Annotated in this window: 13 protein-coding genes; 4 read left to right on the forward strand and 9 right to left on the reverse strand. The window is 30.0% G+C overall.

Annotated elements, in window-relative coordinates; translation table 11 throughout:
* Positions 1 to 4: 4 nt before the first annotated feature.
* From J3U20_RS06450 to J3U20_RS06460, 3 genes are all read left to right on the forward strand, one after another.
* On the forward strand, positions 5 to 1,192 hold the full coding sequence (locus J3U20_RS06450; protein ID WP_160542461.1) for a glycosyltransferase: 1,188 nt from the start codon (positions 5 to 7) through the stop codon (positions 1,190 to 1,192).
* Between the two features lie 5 nt (positions 1,193 to 1,197).
* On the forward strand, positions 1,198 to 2,391 hold the full coding sequence (locus J3U20_RS06455; protein ID WP_160542462.1) for a glycosyltransferase: 1,194 nt from the start codon (positions 1,198 to 1,200) through the stop codon (positions 2,389 to 2,391).
* Positions 2,392 to 2,492: 101 nt separating this feature from the next.
* Positions 2,493 to 3,983 (forward strand): hypothetical protein, encoded by a 1,491-nt coding sequence (locus J3U20_RS06460; RefSeq protein ID WP_160542463.1) that lies wholly within the window; start codon positions 2,493 to 2,495, stop codon positions 3,981 to 3,983.
* Between the two features lie 76 nt (positions 3,984 to 4,059).
* On the opposite strand, the gene pyk is transcribed toward J3U20_RS06460, so the two are convergent.
* The 6 genes from pyk to J3U20_RS06490 form a co-directional block, all read right to left on the reverse strand.
* Positions 4,060 to 5,487, reverse strand: a complete 1,428-nt coding sequence (gene pyk / locus J3U20_RS06465; protein ID WP_105296287.1) for a pyruvate kinase — start codon at positions 5,485 to 5,487, stop codon at positions 4,060 to 4,062.
* Positions 5,487 to 5,969 (reverse strand): IPExxxVDY family protein, encoded by a 483-nt coding sequence (locus J3U20_RS06470; protein ID WP_160542464.1) that lies wholly within the window; start codon positions 5,967 to 5,969, stop codon positions 5,487 to 5,489. Before J3U20_RS06470 ends, pyk begins: the two co-directional genes overlap by 1 nt.
* The gene (gene rnc / locus J3U20_RS06475; RefSeq protein WP_160542465.1) at positions 5,966 to 6,718 is read right to left on the reverse strand and encodes a ribonuclease III; all 753 of its coding nucleotides are present in this window, start codon (positions 6,716 to 6,718) and stop codon (positions 5,966 to 5,968) included. The genes J3U20_RS06470 and rnc overlap by 4 nt, the downstream gene beginning before the upstream one ends.
* Positions 6,719 to 6,737: 19 nt before the next feature.
* Positions 6,738 to 7,988, reverse strand: a complete 1,251-nt coding sequence (gene fabF / locus J3U20_RS06480; protein WP_160542466.1) for a beta-ketoacyl-ACP synthase II — start codon at positions 7,986 to 7,988, stop codon at positions 6,738 to 6,740.
* A 23-nt stretch (positions 7,989 to 8,011) separates the two neighbouring features.
* Entirely contained in the window at positions 8,012 to 8,251 is a 240-nt protein-coding gene (locus J3U20_RS06485; protein WP_055424989.1) for an acyl carrier protein, read from the reverse strand.
* A 235-nt stretch (positions 8,252 to 8,486) separates the two neighbouring features.
* Complete coding sequence (locus J3U20_RS06490; protein ID WP_160542467.1) at positions 8,487 to 9,263, reverse strand: HAD-IIB family hydrolase; 777 nt, start codon at positions 9,261 to 9,263, stop codon at positions 8,487 to 8,489.
* An 81-nt stretch (positions 9,264 to 9,344) separates the two neighbouring features.
* On the opposite strand from J3U20_RS06490, the gene J3U20_RS06495 reads away from it, so the two are divergent.
* On the forward strand, positions 9,345 to 10,040 hold the full coding sequence (locus tag J3U20_RS06495; protein ID WP_160542468.1) for a 3'-5' exonuclease: 696 nt from the start codon (positions 9,345 to 9,347) through the stop codon (positions 10,038 to 10,040).
* A gap of 6 nt (positions 10,041 to 10,046) precedes the next feature.
* Here the strand turns inward: J3U20_RS06495 and J3U20_RS06500 are convergent, their stop codons facing one another.
* From J3U20_RS06500 to J3U20_RS06510, 3 genes are all read right to left on the reverse strand, one after another.
* The gene (locus tag J3U20_RS06500; RefSeq protein WP_255448179.1) at positions 10,047 to 11,831 is read right to left on the reverse strand and encodes an LTA synthase family protein; all 1,785 of its coding nucleotides are present in this window, start codon (positions 11,829 to 11,831) and stop codon (positions 10,047 to 10,049) included.
* 715 nt (positions 11,832 to 12,546) lie between these two features.
* A complete protein-coding gene (locus tag J3U20_RS06505; RefSeq protein ID WP_160542470.1) occupies positions 12,547 to 13,047 on the reverse strand; it encodes a hypothetical protein in 501 nt (166 codons plus the stop codon).
* 48 nt (positions 13,048 to 13,095) lie between these two features.
* Entirely contained in the window at positions 13,096 to 18,879 is a 5,784-nt protein-coding gene (locus tag J3U20_RS06510) for a hypothetical protein (protein ID WP_160542471.1), read from the reverse strand.
* Positions 18,880 to 19,598 lie beyond the last annotated feature (719 nt).

Consider the following 19,598-nt stretch of genomic DNA (forward strand, 5'->3'; position numbering starts at 1 on the left):
CTAGATGGCAAAATTTACTTTCATAGTTCCTCCCCTTACTGGTCATATTAATCCAACATTAAGCCTTGGCAATGAACTTTTAAAAAGAAACCATGAAGTTACCTGGTATAGTTTAGATGCTAATTTAAAAGCTCAATTGCCTGAAAAAGGCCAATTAGTTGTTCTTCCTTTAGAAATGGATGAAATGGCAAAAAAAAAGCTTTTTGAACATGCTCAAGAGCTTCAAAAAAAGAAAGTATACGGAATTGACAGTCTTAAATTTTTATATGAAGAAGTTCTCACTCCCATGAATTCATTAATGATGAATGGGATTGAAAATGCATTAGATGAATATAAACCGGATGTGGTGATTTCCGATCATCAAATTTTTGCCGGGGCTGTTGCTTCATTCAAAAAAAATATTCCTTATGCTACTTCCGTTACTGCACCGGCATCAATTAAAGTTAATCCTTCGTTTCCAAAAATTCATGAATGGGAAGGTGAACAGGTTATAGCTTTTCAAAATAAATACGGTGTTTCCGGATATAATCGCCTTGATTGTTCTCAATTATTAACTTTGGTATACACCTCAAGAGAATTTTTCGGTGAAACCGATTTGCCATCCAATTACAAATTTATAGGACCTGTATTATCACCACGCGCTCAAAAAATTGATTTTGATTGGGAAAAACTAGAAAAAATGGGTCAAGATCGTCCCAAAATTTTAGTAAGTATAGGAACCACATTTGATCATACACAAAAGAAACAATTTTTCAGTAAAGTTGTTGAGGCTTTTGAAGGAGAAAATATTACTGTTATTGTAGTATCCGATCCTGACTTATTTGAAAATATTCCAGATAATTTTATTATTCAAAAGAACATACCCCAACTTGAAATAATTCAACAGATGCAAGCAGTGGTATGTCATGGAGGAAATAATACGGTCTGTGAATCTCTGTCTTACGGTATTCCTTTAGTAGTTATTCCCATTGCTTATGACCAATCTTTTGTATCCAGTTGCGTTACAGATAGTGGTGCAGGTATACGTTTAAATTTTAATCGTTTTAAAACTTCTCATCTAAAAGAAGCTGTTGAATCACTATTAAATCAGAAATCATTTAGTGAAAATGCAAAAATGATTCAAAGTTCATTTGAAAAAGCAGGAGGAGTGAGTAAAGGAGCAGACTATTTACAAACATTAGTAAAAAATTAAACATTATGTCAAAATTCTTATTTGTTGTCCCTCCTTTTTTTGGACATATCAATCCCAGTCTAAGTATAGGTAGAACTTTATTAGAAAACGGTCATGAAGTCGCATGGGCCGGATTAACCGAAATAAAACCAGAAACTATACCGGCAGGCGGTACTTTTTTTATATTAAAAGAATCATATCAAGAAAATAAAGAAGAAATACAAGATATTATTAAATTACAAGACAGAGGGGCTAAATTACCTGCTTTGGAAGCATTAAAATTGGGACTTCAGGGTACTTATATTCCCTTTGCCAGAATAATGTATGCTGAGCTTTCTAAGTTAGTAGATACTTATAAACCGGAAGTTATTATCAATGACTGTATTACATTTGCGGGAGCATTTGTAGCTCATGTTAAAAAAATTCCATTGGCTACGATCACTCCTGTTACCCCAAATACACTTCATGATCCGGGGACAGCACCAAAAGTGACTCAATGGGTGCATGATTCCATCATAAATTTGCAAAAATCTTTAGGTATAACGGGTGATGAAGAATTAATTTCTTCTAAAGAAGTTAATATGTTTTATACCTCTCAAAAATTTGCAGGATATAATGATGGAGAATATCCTTCTTATATGAAATTTATCGGAGCTTTAACCGGTCGCCCGGATAATACTCCTTTTGATTGGGACAGATTAAATAAAGATAATAATCCTAAAATATATATATCTTTAGGTACTGTCCTAGTAGATATCAGAAAAGAATTTTTCACTAAAATGATTGAGGCTCTTAAAGATAAAAACGTAACTGTTGTTGCGGCAACAGACCCTTCTATTATAGAAAAATGGCCGGATAATTTTATTGTACAAAGTTATGTGCCACAACTTGAACTTTTAAAGCATATTGATGTAGTAATTGGTCATGGAGGATTAAATACCGTTTGTGATACTTATATGAATGGTATTCCAATGCTCATAATACCTATAGCCTTTGACCAATCTCATACCGCCACTTTAATTGAACAATACGGATGCGGCATACGGTTAAAATACAAACGCATGAGAATTATGGATATAGAACATGCGGTCGACGAATTATTATATAATGAAAAATATAAAAAGGCAGCTAAAGAAATTCAAGAATCTTTCATTGAAGCCGGAGGAAATAAAAAAGCTGCAGAGCTCATCGAAAATCTAGTTATTAAGAATAAGGTGTAAGTAAAATATTTAATTTTTATAAAATGGAAAAAACTTCTGAAAGAAATATTTACTTTTTGCTATTTATATATGTATTAAGTGTTTTATTCATATGCTCAAAGATGTCCCCTCTTTATACTACAAATGAATGGGCAGATCCTAACATTTATTTTAATGTTGCAAAGGGAATGGTTAATGGAAGGGCTTTATATACTGAAATTTTTGATCATAAAGGGCCTTTCATATTTTTTATTTATGCAGCCGGATATATAATTTCCAATGAAAATTTTTTCGGGATGTTTTTAATTGAATTAGCCTCCTGGTTTATTTTAGCATTCTCTTTATATTCTACTTCTAGACTATTCTTAGGTAAATTCATTTCTTTTGTAATTACCACCGCATTCTTTATTTTTTTAATTAAGATTATGAAAGCGGGAGGTTCTGCTGAAGAATTTATTTTATGTATGGAAGGGGTCACCTTATACTTATTTTTTAAATATTTTAAATCTGAAAATCCTATTCACAAACCAATATATATGTTTATTAATGGTTTGTTAGTAACTGCTGTGTTATATACTAAAATAAATCTTATAGCATTTTGGATTTTCCCACTTTCTGCGATATTTATTAATATTTTATATCATAAGGAATATAAAAACTTTTTATACAATATTTTAGCATTTATTTTAGGGTTTTTATTTGTTAGTATCCCTGTTATTGGATATCTATACACACATAATTGTTTAGAAGAGGCTTATAAAATATATATTGAGTTGAATAGTGCTTATGCAAAATTAGGAACTCCTAAGGATATTGTTTTAAGACTATTGGCAAGAATTCTTTATTTATTTTTAGAACCCACCTGTTTGTTTTTACTTGCTTTTATGGGAATATTTTTATTTCCATTTAAATATGTTAAAAATATATTTGCTAGAGTAGGTATAGTATTTTCCGGATTTATTTTATATTCGGTTATCTTTATGGGTAAATTTCAATATTATTATCCTATACCTTTTTTAATTTTCGGGTTTATAGGTTTTATATATGTTGGAGCCATATTCCAAAAATGTTTTGGCTCATTTTATATAAACTCAAGTAAAACATTATTTTTTACTATGTTGGTTTTCGTATTTACCTGTGCGGGGATGTCAGGACTTGATAATACGCGCATAGAAGAATGGATATTAACGGATGAAAATTATGACCGAAAAGCTTTAATGACCATGAGGTTAAAAAAGGAAATTATGAAAGAAAATAATCCTACTTTATTAAATTTAGGATTTGGTCTGGCAAATAATCTTTTTACTACATGTAATATAGTGCCTAACATTAAGTATTTTGTTACTCCTAATCTTTCTCATAAATTTTATCCTCAATTAAGAGACGAACAATTTCAATATTTAAAAGATAAAAAAACTGATTTTGTTATCATACAGCAATACATACCTAGTAATGGATATTATGAAAAAATGGATTCTATTGATACGCCGTATAGTTTAAAACGAAATCCATTCTTATTGGAAAATTATAAATTAATTCTTACCGACACGATCATTAATACAATTGATGAAAGGTCCGTTGATATTTATTTTCTATATAAGAAAAAACCATAAGTATTTATTTAGGGTATAACAAAAAAGAGTTCAGTTTATAACTGAACTCTTTTTTTATGGTAAAAATTTAAATAAGTTAAATTTGGGTAAGGCGTAATGTGTTTGTCAAACTATTCGCAAAAGAAGGCATAGCATTTAGATTGATTACAAAATCACCTGATTTAATATACCCTTTTTGCTTAATATTATTGTTAACCTCAACAACTGTTTCATCAGTACTATTCGCTCCTTCATATAAATATGCTTTAACGCCCCATAGTAAGCTTAGCATATTGATTATTCGTTTATTGGATGTATAAACAATAATATTAGCTAGTGGACGATGGGATGATATTTGAAATGCTGTATATCCTGATTGAGTTAAAGTAATAATAGCTTTCGCTCCTACTTGTCCAACCATAACTGCAGCATTGTAGCAAATCATATCTGTTATATAACGCTCACTGCCTTTTTTTGGATAGTGTAAAGGGATTTGAATACGGTGATCATCTTCTACGCTTAAAATAATTTTAGACATGTTCTCAATTACTTCAACCGGATGCTTACCTACTGAGGTTTCTCCACTTAACATAACCGCGTCAGCGCCGTCTAATACAGAATTAGCCACGTCATTAACTTCGGCTCTGGTAGGGGTTAACCCGTCAATCATGCTTTCCATCATTTGAGTTGCTATGATCACAGGTTTACAGTGAGTTTTACATATGCTAACCAAATTCTTTTGAATTAAAGGAACTTTTTCCATCGGAATTTCAATTCCTAAATCTCCTCTGGCTACCATAATTCCATCTACAACATGAACTATTTCTTCTATGTTAGTTATAGCTTCCGGTTTTTCAATTTTTGCAATAATCGGGATTTTATGATCACAATGTTTCTTAATTAAATTTTGTAAATCTATAACATCCTCTTTATGTCTAACAAAAGAAAGCGCAATCCAATCAAATTCGTATTTTATCGCAGTTATCGCATCTTTAATATCCTTTTCCGTTAAAGCCGGTAAAGAAATTTGAGTATTTGGTAAGTTAACTCCTTTTTTAGATTTTAACGGACCTCCTTGAATAACTTTTGCTACTACTTTATCTGTTAAATTAGTTTCTAAAACTTCAAAAATTAATTTTCCGTCATCCAATAATATTCTTTCTCCCACTTTGACATCTTTAGCAAATTGGGGATAACTCATATAAACCTGTTTTGCGTCTCCTTCTACATTTTCATTGGTAAAAGTAATTGTATCTCCAGCATTAACAATTGTTCCTTCTTTAACAATACCTACTCTAAGTTTAGGCCCTTGTAAATCGGCTAATAAGGCTACGCTAAAGCCATGTTCTTCATTGAGGTCTCTAACTGTACGTACCCATTTTTCAACAACTTCTTCTTCTGCATGAGAGAAATTCACTCTAATTACATTTACACCTGCTTGGAACATCTTTAATAATGTATTCTTATCTTCAGATGCAGGACCAATAGTAGCTACTATCTTCGTTTTTTTTCTAAATCCACTCATTATGTAGGTAATATCAAATTTTCTAAATTTTTTATTTTAATTTTATCTATATTTATTTCACTAAATTTATAAATATTTTTAAGATTTCCCAAATTTATATAGAATTCTTCATCTAATATGACATCTGATTTTAAGAAATAATTGTAATATTTATATTCGGGGATTAAAATTTTAACTTTTTCGATCTGGTCAAAAAAACTATCATTTTCATGTATGGTTTGAGGAAAGGAGAAGTTACTTATTAATTCTAATTTTTGTTTAGTTTTTTCATGGAAAAACCTATAAATTGAGAAAATATAAGTAATCCCATCTTCTATTATTTGCTGGTCATTGACTCGCTTAAAATTAAGGTTACAATTCTTATTTAAATAGAATACAAAATCATAATCTTTATTAATACAGGTTTTAAATCCTAATAAATTAAAATCAAATATTGGATCATTTACTTCCCAATCTAAAGAATATGTTTTTAATATACTCATTTATTTTGCAGAGAATTATAATACTTGCTAAGACTGTGATAGGCTCTCCTGGAAGCGCTCTCTTCGGCTTTTTTCTTAGAAGTAGCTCTTCCTTTAGCAATAATCTTATTATCCAGTTGAATTATAGAATTGAAGATTAATGATTCTTCTGCATTTTCTTCTTGAAATGTATTAAAAATAATTTCGAGTTTATTTTTTTGAGCCCATTCAATAATCAGACTTTTATAACTTGCAATTCTTTTTTCAAGCTGTTCAAAGTTTTCTTGCTTAATGAGTGTTTCTTTTATAAAATTTCGACAAAATTCAAATCCACTATCTATATAAATTGCACCGACCAGCGCTTCATATAAATTTCCATTTATATTTTCGCCCAAACTTGTATTTTGCCTCTTTTGAAGAAAAGAGGTTAATTTTAAATCTGCTCCTAAAACATTTAAGGATTTTCGACTTACCAGTTTGGATCGCATCTGAGTAAGATAACCTTCTTTTTTATCAGGTGCTTGATGGTATAAATAGTCAGATACTATACTTGATAATATGGAATCTCCTAGAAATTCTAATCTTTCGAAATTCTTATTATCATTTGTATTTATTGAGGAATGAGTAAAGCACTCATAGAAAATCGACAGGTTGGATGGTTTATATCCAATAAGATTTTCAATTTTCTTATTAAAAGTTGTTTCCTCTTTTTTTTTAGAATTTTGTTTAAATAAATATGAACATAAAAGTATTTTTTTCCAAATACTCATTTGTTAGTAATCTCTTATTTTAAAATTTCTTTAAAATAACACATGCATTATGACCTCCAAAACCAAAAGTATTACTCATTGCATAATTTACTTGTTTTTCTTTTGCTACATTAAAAGTAAAATCTAATCTTTTATCAAACTCTTCATCGTCAGTAAAGTGATTGATTGTAGGCGGAACTTTATTTTCTCTGATAGCCACAATACAAGCCAAGGCTTCAATAGCACCTGCAGCACCCAATAAATGACCGGTCATTGATTTAGTTGAATTGATCTGGATGTTATATGCATGTTCACCAAATAATTTTAGGATAGCTTTTGATTCAGCTAAATCTCCCAATGGTGTTGAAGTCCCATGGACATTAATATGGTTGATATCTGTTAATTCTATTCCGGCATCCTCAATAGCATTTTTCATAACATTATACGCTCCTAATCCTTCAGGATGCGGTGCTGTCATATGATAGGCGTCGGAACTTAATCCTCCCCCAACTACTTCGGCATAAATAGTAGCTCCTCTTTTTACTGCATGTTCATATTCTTCTAGAATAAGCGTTCCTGCTCCTTCTCCAAGAACAAATCCATCTCTATCCTTATCAAAAGGTCTAGAGGCAGTTTTAGGATCATCATTACGAGTAGACATAGCATGTAAAGCGTTAAAACCACCAACACCACTCGCTACTATCCCTGCTTCAGAACCTCCTGTTATAATTACATCTGCTTTACCTAATCTTAATAGCATTAAAGCATCAATTATAGAATTGGAAGAAGAAGCACAAGCTGAAACAGTTGCATAATTTGGCCCTCTAAATCCATATTCGATTGAAATAAGACCTGCGGTCATATCTGCAATCATTTTTGGAATGAAGAATGGATTAAATCTAGGGATTCCATTTCCTAAAGCATAAGCGGTAATTTCTTGCTCAAAAGTGTTTAAACCACCTATTCCGGATCCCCATACAACTCCTACTCTATCTTTATTTAAATCAGAATATTCTAATATTTTACTGTCGATTACTGCTTCTTTGGTAGAAATTAATCCAAATTGAGCACATCGATCATATTTGCGAATATCTTTTTTTTCAAAATAATCCTCTGGATTATAATTTTTTACTTCGCAAGCGAATTTTGTTTTAAAATTTGTTGCGTCAAATAGAGTAATTGGACTAGCCCCACTAACTCCGCTTAATAAAGCTTTACAGTATTCTTTAAAATTATTCCCGATTGGAGTTATTGCACCCAGTCCAGTTACTACTACTCGTTTTAAAGCCATACTTGAATGTGTCTTTGTGTAAATTATTGTTTGTTTACTTCTTCAATATAAGAAATGGCTTGACCAACTGTTGAAATCTTTTCTGCTTGATCATCAGGTATTTGAATATCAAATTCCTTTTCAAACTCCATGATTAATTCTACTGTGTCTAATGAATCTGCCCCCAAGTCATTTGTAAAACTTGCTTCTGGTGTAACTTCGCTTTCATCTACTCCTAGTTTATCTACGATGATAGCTTTTACTCTTGATGTAATGTCAGACATAACCTTTTATTTTTTTATTATAGTTCAGTCGGCAAATATAAAAATTTTTTTACTATAATAATATTTTTTAATACTTTTTGATTGAAATGCTCATTCTTCAAAGAATTTATTGCAATTTTATTAACCTTAAAATCAACACATTAAAATGCATTTAAATAGTACTTTAAATTATTAATAATTTTTATGTTTTTCTATCATATTTTATTAAATTATAGTTAGCAATTACAATAAAGTATCATTTAAAAAATTTTCTTTCAATGTAATTTAGCGAATCATAAACTCCTTTTCCATACTTATATGAAGAAATATAATTTGCTTTTTCTTGTAAAGATTTTACCGCATTGTTTACTGCGCATCCAAAAAAAGAATTTGTAATCATTTCCAAATCATTATAGGAATCGCCAAATGAAAAAATTCTACTTTCCGTATTTTTTACTACCTCTTCTACTGCTAAATACTTATTTATATTTGAAGAAAATATTTCTATGTAAGAATTTGATGAAGCAGTTATGTGAACCCCTTTAAGATTGTTTTTTAAATCTTCGGTTACTTCTTTTAAATTTTTTTCTTCAACAATTACTATTTTTAATACCTCTTGAAAATTATAATCTTTTAAAGGCAATGCATGATGATTAACTCCTTTTACTTCTTTGCAGTAAGCTTCCGTTTCTAAAGATGAAGCATACCAAGCTTCTTCTGTGTAAAACCATAAGTTTAAATATTGCTGTTTGACACTCAAAAAATATTTTATGATATCATGAGATATGGGGTAGGTTTTGAATGTCTTGTTTTTATATAAAATATGTGCTCCGTTTAATGCAATTATATAATCAATGATTAGGTCTTCCGGTGAATACATACTTATAATTCCTTGAAAAGGGCGGCCGGATGCTAATATAACTTCTCCTAATTTTAAAGCTTTTTGTAAAGCTTTAATCCCGTAAGCATCTAAGCTAGGTTTGCATGGGGCAGATAATGTTCCGTCAATATCTGTAACAAATATATTTTTCATAATATTTTACTATTTCTTAAATTTAATCAATATTATCTGAATTATAAGTTTTGATTACCTTTGAGATATTAAATATTTAGTATGTTATCTTCAATACCTTTAAAACAAATTTTATTTCTTGATTTGGAAACTGTTCCTCAACATGAAAATTGGAACGAATTATCTGAAAGAACTAAAGTTTTATGGGAGAAAAAAACTCAATTTCAAAGGAAAGAAAATGTTTCCCCGGAAGAATATTATTATGAAAGAGCAGGAATACTTTCTGAATTTGGTAAAATTATATGTTTATCTTGTGGATTAATTATCGAGGATAAAAAAATTCGTATTAAAAGTTTTTATGGTGATCACGAAGAAAAAATATTAATCGAATTTAATGAATTATTAAAATCAAATTATTTTAAATCCAATTTGATTTTATGTGCTCATAACGGTAAAGAATTTGATTTTCCTTATCTCGCCCGGCGAATGATGATTCATCAAATAGAGCTGCCTAAAATTTTAAGATTTCACGGTAAAAAACCATGGGAAATTCAACATCTCGATACTATGGATTTGTGGAAATTCGGAGATTATAAACACTATACATCACTGGATTTATTATCTCATGTTTTTGGATTGCCTTCTCCTAAAGATGACATGAATGGCAGTGAGGTATCTGATGTATATTATAAAGATAAAAATCTAGAACGTATAAAAACATATTGTGAAAATGATGTGATAACGCTTATAAATGTATTTCGTAAAATGAGATATGAATCCGTTCTTGAAAGAGAATAAATTTGTTTATTTATTTTCAACCCGCAATTTATTGTTTTCCAAAAAATAGAAACATGTCTGATAATTAGCTATTGCTTCATCAGCTATAGAAGTATCAATGGATTTTGATTTTTTCATTTGAGTTCCTTCTATCACATTATATTGTTCAATTTTTTGGTTAGGTGATAAAACAATTAATTTATTATCTTTTAAATATCCTAATTTCTGATAGGTTGCGATTAATGCCCGTGGTTGATAAATAGATTCAAATACATCTTGCCCATAAAAACGTGATGAATAGGAAAAATGTAATTTACCAAAAAGTGTAGGCATAAGATCAATTTGGGAAACCAGTTTAGAAAACTTTTCCGGTTTAATAAATCCCGGAGAATATATAATTGCAGGTATTTTGTATTTATCCAAAGGAATATCTTCTTTACCGGCACTTGAGGCACAGTGATCTGCTACAAACACGAATACTGTATTAGGGAACCAAGGACGTTTTTTTGCTTCTTCGATAAATCTACCAATAGCATAATCCGTATATTTTACTCCTCCTTCTCTGGATTTACTGGTATTAGATATATCTATTTTCCCTGAGGGATAGGTAAATGGTCTGTGATTACTTACTGTCATAATGTGTCCGAAAAAGGGAGACTTATGTTTACTATTTTCATCAAACACATGGATAGCTTTCATAAACATATCTTCGTCACAAACTCCCCATATATTAGCAAAAGTTATTTCATCTTTTTTAAAAGAACTTCTATCTATAATATTATACCCATTTCCTTCAAAAAAAGTATTCATATTATCAAAATATCCATATCCACCATAAAAATATTGAACCGTATATCCTCTGCGTTTGAATAAATACCCCGTAGAAAACATATGATCATTGTTATTTCTTTTTATTAAACTTTCACCGGGTGATGGCGGGATACATAGGGTAACAGATTCTAAACCTCTAACGGTCCTATTACCGGTAGCATACATATCAGTAAAAAAAAGTCCTTCTTTTGCCAACTTATCTAAGTTAGGTGTCAAATTTTGAGTATTTCCAAATTCCTTTAGAAAACTTGCACTCATACTTTCTATGGTTACAAGAATAACGTTTTTATGAAGTTCCGGAAGAGTATCCTTTATAATTTTGGTATTATTATTTGCAGACCATTCATTATCATAAATTTTATTAATTAATGAAAATGTTTTTTGTAAGGGCAATTTTGCATAAAATTTATCATAATTTAAGGAACTGTCGCTATATGCATTACAAAATCGAACTAATCCATTTGCTTGTAATTCATTTACAAAGGCATTATCTGAATTTTCATACTTTTCATTTACTTTTAAAAGAAAAATCGCACCGATAAATAGTATTATATAAACTATACTGTTTATTAATTTTGTTTTAAAATTAGGTAAATCTTCAAAGTAATTTTTGGATTTTTTGAGATAAAATATGGTAATCAATACTGAGATTACTATTAATGCAGAAAACATGGGAATAATAGGATAGGATTCTAGAATATTCCCGATTACCTCATTGGTATATATTAAATAGTCAACAGCTATAAAATTATATCTTACCCCGAATTCATTCCAAAATAAAAATTCACTGATTACATTGAAATTAATTAAAAAAATGTATAAAAAGAAAATAAAAAAGTATATGCAATAACGCCATGTTTGCCTTATTTTAGGGATCAATAGCAATATTATATATGATGAAGCTTTTATTAGTACAAATGTTTTTATTATTTTAGGAACAGCACTTCCATAATCATCAAAAACCGTTTTAAAAAGAAACAAATAACCAATTAAAATCAAAAAAAGACATAATATAATGTATTTTAAAGGTGATTTAAATTTTGAATCGGTAATGAAGATTAGATGTATCCAAAAAAAAACAAAAATTAAAATTGATACACAAAAATCATTAAGTAAACCAACAGAAAATATTTTTAAATAGTCAATAAATGAAAAATTTGAATCAGTAACAGGTGAAAAGAGAAGAACAATTCTTAAGATTAAACCAACTATTATGTAAAAACTTGAAATCTTTATAAATGGCGCTACTAACTTTTTCATTAATTATTTATCGTATTTTCTTTAGTTTATTTATTATTTATTAAATGAAACGCATTAATTTTTTTTATACTATTTAAAATAACGAAAAAAAATTATCAATAGTATAATCAACTATTAATTATTATTTTTTCTCAATTATTGTAAATAATCAAATATATAAAATTATTATAATTCACAACTTGTTTGAAAAATTTTTATGGAATTTTTAAATTTTAATTTAAGCATTGCTTGAATTACTTATTTAATTATTAAGCTTATTTTTAAAAATATCTTTTTAAGACTTTTTTCTTTACTAATTAATATTCTCTATTACTATAGTTATAAAATTCATTAAATAAAAAAGGGTAAATTAATTTACCCTTTTTTATCAATTAAATTTATCCATTCTATGGATTAGTAAAAAATTTATTTAGCATTTATCCACTAAAATTTTCTTTTACTTCCAATAATTCCATTGTAAACCATCAAAAATCGCTATACATTGACTTGCTGTATCATAACAAATCATTCCCGGATGTGGACTTTTTACATTTAAATGAGGATCGGAAATTTTAGGTAAAATTAAAGCTTTATCGGCCGCCTCTAAGACTAATACTCCCTCCGGTGTTGAACTCGTATAATCTCCGATGACAACCCCATTTCCTTTTTCAACAGAATCATTAAACTCCACATTGGAAACACTACCCGTTCCGGTTAAATCCATCCAACTATTATTTATTTTCACTTTAACTACTGCATCTTCTTTATCCATTATAAAAGTTCCGTCAACCGCTTTCTCCGGTAACGTTTCAACGATAGGCAATAGTATACCTTTAGTAGTCCCTTGACTAAAATCTAAAATTCCACCTTTATCTACCTTCTTTTTACCAATAGCAACTTGCGCGTTTGAAGTTACTGTCAGGAGCAATATAAATAAGATTAATATTTTATTTTTCATATCATTTTTCATTTTTGTGAGTTATTTTCAATTTTTCTCGTCAAAAAATTATTGAGGACAAGTTCTTTCTATACAATGCCATTCCTCACCGTTATACAATTTAATACATTTATCCGTAGTATCATATATAACCATTCCTTCAACTAGTTTTTCCTGAGGAATTAAATCAGAACTTGTTCTTGTAATTACAAAACCTTTATTTTTTGATTCCAAAACTATAAATCCATTGTAGATATTAAAAGGCCACCCTTTCAACTCTTTTTCAAGAGTAGTAATTCCTATTTTAGAAACTTCAGTTGAAGGTTCCAGGTTAGGATCTAATGTACAAAATGGAACAGGTGTACAGAATGAAACCAAAACAAAGTTGTTACCGTCTATATCAATGGAGGCACAATCAATTTCGGAAGATGTCGTCATATCTATATTTATTTCCATTTCCGTAAAATTATTAGGCAGAATTTCAGGCGCTTTAATTTTAAAGCTTAACGTATGATTTCCATTCGGTAAGCTAAAGTCTTCTATTTCGAACTCATTATCTTCAATATCTTCTGTGTTAATTGTACCGTCCGTCATTTTAAAAGAAGTTTTTAAACTTCCTTTTACATATTTAAATCCTTCACTAAATGATGCATTTAAGGTTACATTATCCAATAAAGAATTAGGATTGTTTATATCCATTGTAACTAAAATGGTATCGTCTTCTGCAATACAAGTTTTATCCACTCTAAGATCGCTTATTATAACCGGACTTGGTAAACCTGCTGCAACAGCATTTACAGTGGTATTACCACAACCATCTATAACATCACAACTTTCATAGGTTACATTTTCATCATTACGATTTAAATATTGTATAGAAGCCCTTGTAAGATAGGATGCTGTTTTATCTTCTGTAAATTTTGCTCTTGCCATAATAATAGTTGTAGTTCCACCGGGAACTTTTATTCCTTTTATAGAAAGCAAATCACTGTCTCCATATTCTTTAGTTTCAGTAGTAAAATCTCCGTCTTCAACATTTAAAGATTCTTTCACCCATTGCATACCTTGCGGTAGTTGGTCCGTCAAATCTATTAATTTGGATTCGCAATTAGTATTCATGATTTTAAATATAAAAGGCACTTCTTCACAGGTAAGGGTGGATTCAGCAACTTTAAGTGTAAAAGCAAGACCATCCTCATTAACTTCCACCGGCTTTGGACAATACAGCTTTATAGCACCAATACCTATCATTTGTGATCCCGTCGCAGGACGTCTATTATAATGAACTTTATATTCAATAACTATCTTCTCAACAGCTACGGAAAAATCTACTAAAACTTTTCCTCTGGCAGCAGTATATCCTGAAGATCTATAACCACCCGTAGCTTTTGCTGTTGCTATATTCTTATCAATAGTATAAGAACTTTTCTTTTTAGGTGCTACGTGCATAAGCTTTGGTTTAACAATTCCTCCTCCGCAAATTCCGTAAACATTAATTTCATCTGACCTATACGCCTGGGTATCAATATCAAATATTTCAAACATTGCAGCAGCGGCTCCTCCGGTAAATGAAATGGTAGTAGTGATAGGTTCTTTATCTTTATCAAAATTTCCATATCGGTAAAATTGCAAGGTTTTACCACTTCTTCTCGGGTACTTATAGCGTAGAACTTTGCCCGGATCTGAAATATTAATATTGGCAGAGAAATCATCTCCTAAATCAACCGTTTTATCTAGCTGACCATTATTTGCCGCTCCCTTCCAAATTTGGGGTAGATCAATGGTTTTATATCCGCTGAAGCTGCAATTCGTACAAACTCCATCTGACTTAACAGCCCCAAAGGTAAAATAGGTAGTATCTTCTGTAAATTTATAATTAAATTGAACTTTGTTATCTACCCATTCGCCGGGTATAGTATAAGCCCAATTTTCATTTTTGATATCATCATCAGAATTAGCAATTAATAAATAAACTCTATAATTTTGATTAAAAACGAATTCATCTGCAGACTCATCAGCTGATAAAATAACCGATTGTTCATCTAAATTGGTTTTATTTACTAACCATATTCGATTCATTCTTCTATCTAATCCTCCACAAATAGATTGTGAAAGCTCACTTAAATCTGTAGTTCCCGTATCTCCGTTATGTCCCCAAAATAATCCACTTAGATCATTTTTTAATACAGACTTTTGCCCTTGTCCACATTCGGTACTTTCACCGGCTTGAATAGTTACAATTGAATGAACATCAGTAGATCGAGCTTTATTAACAAATATATTTGAATTATCATCACGTACTAACCCGGCAATATTTCTATGATAGTTAGAATAAGGCTGTGTTGATCCTTTCCAAACTTTAGTTTTAATGTCTGATAATATGTAATCAGTCGGTTGTTTTTGTAATTGCACTATTTCCTCACCCACAGTTATAGACTTAGTTGTATACAGAGTAATAGCATATTTCATTGCTAAATAGGTTTGTATACGAACTTTTTCATTCTTACTTAACTTTCTTTCATAAAAAAACAATTCGGAAATTAATCCATCAAAAAGCCCGGAATTCAAACTGGCTGCACCTATAGTTCCTCCACTAGCCATTAAGAAATCCGAACCAAAGTTAGTTTCCGGCCTGGATAATGTATCAACAATACCTCCAAAATCATGTTCGATTAAAGGAAATTTCGGATCTATACCTTTATAAGCTTTACTAAGCCGGGTCATATGCAAGGCTGTAGCTCCAAATTCAAATCCTTTTACTGTACCTTGAGTTATAGCTATGGAAGTTGCTATTCTTCCTGTTCCATAATTAGGATTGAAACCTACCGCCGGGTGTCTGGTTTTCACCGAAACTGGATCCACTCCACCAAAGCCGTGGGTATAGGTTCTAACTGTTGATGGAGACGCGAAGCTATTATAAATGATGAAAGAAGTGGTATGTTCCGGCGCATTAGTACTCATAGGCCCCTTCTTTATAGCAAGTGCGGAATTTTGACTAAAATATATGCTTGGAAAGAAATTCATTTTACTATTACATGAATCAAACACCGGCTCCATTTTAAAGTTATTATTCACTAATGAAAAATAATAATCGTTTTCATTAACGGTTTGGTCTTTCCAAATCAATAATTTAGAGCTTTCCCCATCAAACACTAAACTATTCTTATCATCTGCTTTTAACCACAATCTTAATCCATTCAATACTCCCCCCGGAGCAAATCCGTATAAAGCATAACTTATATAATCTCCATCATTAATTTCAACATTTTTGGCAACTTTATTTTCCACCACATAAAATCTGGTGTTTTGGGGCTCAAATTTTCCATCAGGTGAAACTAATAAAATCTTTGCCGTCAAACTTGGTTGTATATTTACTACATAGGAACCGGATCCTGATGTCTGTGCTTTTAAAGTCACCTGATTTCTGTAATCGATTCTAAATGGCAATTTACCGTTTGCATAAGCAGTGCCTTCAAGATAATTATAATCTAATAAATAATCTTCTAATCCATTAGAACCTAACATCAAATAATCTTTGTTTTTCAAGGTTCCGTTACCTAACTTATTCATATCTGCGACTTCATTACCAACAAAAATGGTCATAAGGTCTCTATCATAACTTACAGATTGCTTTTGATATAAATCAGAACTATCATCTCTGGCTATACCAAAAATATCATGATTAAATCCTGCATTTATTTTACCATCCCAAACTTTGTTCCCATAAGAGTCATAATAATCCGGTTCAGATTCACTATGTAATGTAATTCCATATTTAATCGCTAAATAAGAATTAATTCTATTAAAATCTTTGGAATCTATGGGTGTTCCTTTATTTCCAGAAAGAACAATTATTTCCTGAACATTACCTACAAAAGGATTGAAATTATTTAAAGTTTTACTATAGATTTGTCGAGCTCCGATAAGACTTAACGCCGGAATTTTATTTTCCATTGCAAATCCGTTAAACGAATTGGAAATACCATTAAATATGATTCTTTGTTCAACATATTTATCATTGGTTCGCTCCACTGCTACTACTCCATACGTTTTATTTATACTATTGTAATGTGTTTGAACAGTATTAGACGGATTATACCCATTGGTTAATGCGGGATTTCCAAAATACCATCCTTGGTTATTATCATTATTGGTATTACTATAATTACTGTTTAAAGCATATAATACCGATAATCCGCTAGTATTTATTTCAGATACATAGAATATGTAGTAAGATTTATCTGAACTATAAAAACTTGGTGCAGTTAATACCGGAATTGTAGAATTTGACTGACCGGTATTAGTAAATTGCAAATGAGAATGATAATTCATTAATCCTTTTTGATTACGAATAATTGGTCCTTTAAACTCTTTAGCATCAGTAATGACCGAGTGGTCCCGTTTATATACTGAAATATCTTGCCAAGTACTAATTTCTGTACTATCTTCTTCAGTGCTTGGTATATCATCAGCTCGTAACCAAAGTTCTGTTAGTAAATTTACACCTCCCGGATTAGGTCGTCCACTGGTAAAAGAAACGTAATCATCATTCTCTATCTCAACTCCTTTAACGATTCCGTCATTAACAGGATAAATACGAGTTTTTGACGGATCAAACGTTTCTACAGAACTAACTATAACATATTTAGCATCAACATTTAATTTCATGTTGACAGTTAGACTTTTGGTTCCTGTCACCTTTGTTTTTAAGGTTCTTTTTAATTTAAAAAATATATCTTCACTCAATATGCTGTTAGAATATTTTTCTCCTTGCAAATGTTCATACCGTTCTACACCAATCTCATCATTAGATCCAAACATCAAAAAAGTGTTATTGGTTAGAGTTCCATTATTGTTATCATTTAATTCTGTTAATTCATCTCCAACATAAGCGGTTAAAGTTGATAAATCATAATTAGTTGATTGTTTTTGATATAATCCGTATTGATCATCTCTTCCTAAACCAAATACATGGTTTTGATAGGACATGAAATTTTCTCCGTCCCAAATTTTTTCACCTTTTGAATTAACATAATTAGGAAATGTTATCTCATCAGCTGATTCTAAAGAAATACCATATTTAACGGATAAGTAAGAATGAATTTTTTGTAAATCCATATCTGTTAAATAGGTATTTTGTGGGGCAGATAATACTATTATTTCTTGTATTTCACCTTCAAAAAGATTCAGATTTTTTACATTTCCAGCTCCCACCACACTCTGTCCATCTCCCAGCCTTATAGAATACGACCTAAATGTGTTTTCGGGAATAGAGTTAAAATAAAGCATCTGGGTTAAAGTTGTACTGTTTGGACGAATTATCCCAACTATACCATAATTTTTACCATTATTGATTTTACTTCTATAAGTTGCGCCCGCTGTAGTAAAATATGGAAACCCGGTAGACCAACCCGAATAATTATTTCTCGTAGAATTTAATGAATAAACGTACTGAATACCTGTCGGTCTATCTAATAATGATACATAAAATACATAATACGCTTTACTTGCAGATATTTTCAAATCAGGCCCCGCTAAAAAAGCTTTAGATCTAGGTTCAAAATACATAGACGGTTGAAAATTCATTAAATCTCCAGTTTTTTTATACACCGGCAAATTTTCATTAACTTTCTTATGATCTCTCCCATTACCGGATACATCCTTCCATAAATCCACCGGTTGATTATCCATCAATGAGCCGACTCCCCCTTCTTGAGGCCGGTCTGCTTTTAACCATAACTCTACATTGCTATCAAACCCACCGGGACTTTGTCCCAACAAAAGCACGGGTATTACAAAATAAAATAAAAATGAATAATAAGTAATTAATCCATAATTAGCTTTTCTTTTCATATAATTTAGTTTTTTATACAGTTATAATTCTATTGAATTAAATAGAATTTTAGCCATACATCAATTCATCATAGTTAATATATTTTAAAAAATTATTTAGGGCTTAATTATCTTCTATAATAAACAATGATCTATTATTTATTATCTGCAAAGAATAAAAATGACATTAACAATATATTATCTAATCAATTATAATGTATGTTTTTAAACCTGCAAATGTAACAAAGTATTAACAAAGAAAATAAGCATTATACACATTAAATGTACATTAAATCTCATTTAAAATTATAAGTGGTTAATTTTAAACACCTTACTTTTTAACGCTTATTTAATATTTTATTAAACTAATTTTAAAATATGAGGTATATAAATTTTTATTCTGCTTTAGAAACATATTTATTTTAAATAAATAAAAATTTAAATTGCACAATCAAAAAAAACAACTTATCTTTGTAGGATTTTAAAAAATCGATTTAATAAAAAAGTTTGTATAATCACACTAATTAAATCTTTTGAATAACTCTGAATCATTACCTAAAACAATAAACAAAAAAGGAAGAATTACTTTTAACAAAAAGTTTATCCCTCTACTATTCCAGATTCAGGGCAAGAAATCATCTTTAGAAGATACCGGAAATATTTTTTTTAAATATTCATTTAAAACATCTTATTATTTAAGATGTTTTTTTTTTATTTTTAAAAAGCAATAATAAAAATTA

The organism is Apibacter sp. B3919 (assembly GCF_026537405.1).
In the GTDB taxonomy this organism is placed as follows: Bacteria; Bacteroidota; Bacteroidia; order Flavobacteriales; family Weeksellaceae; genus Apibacter.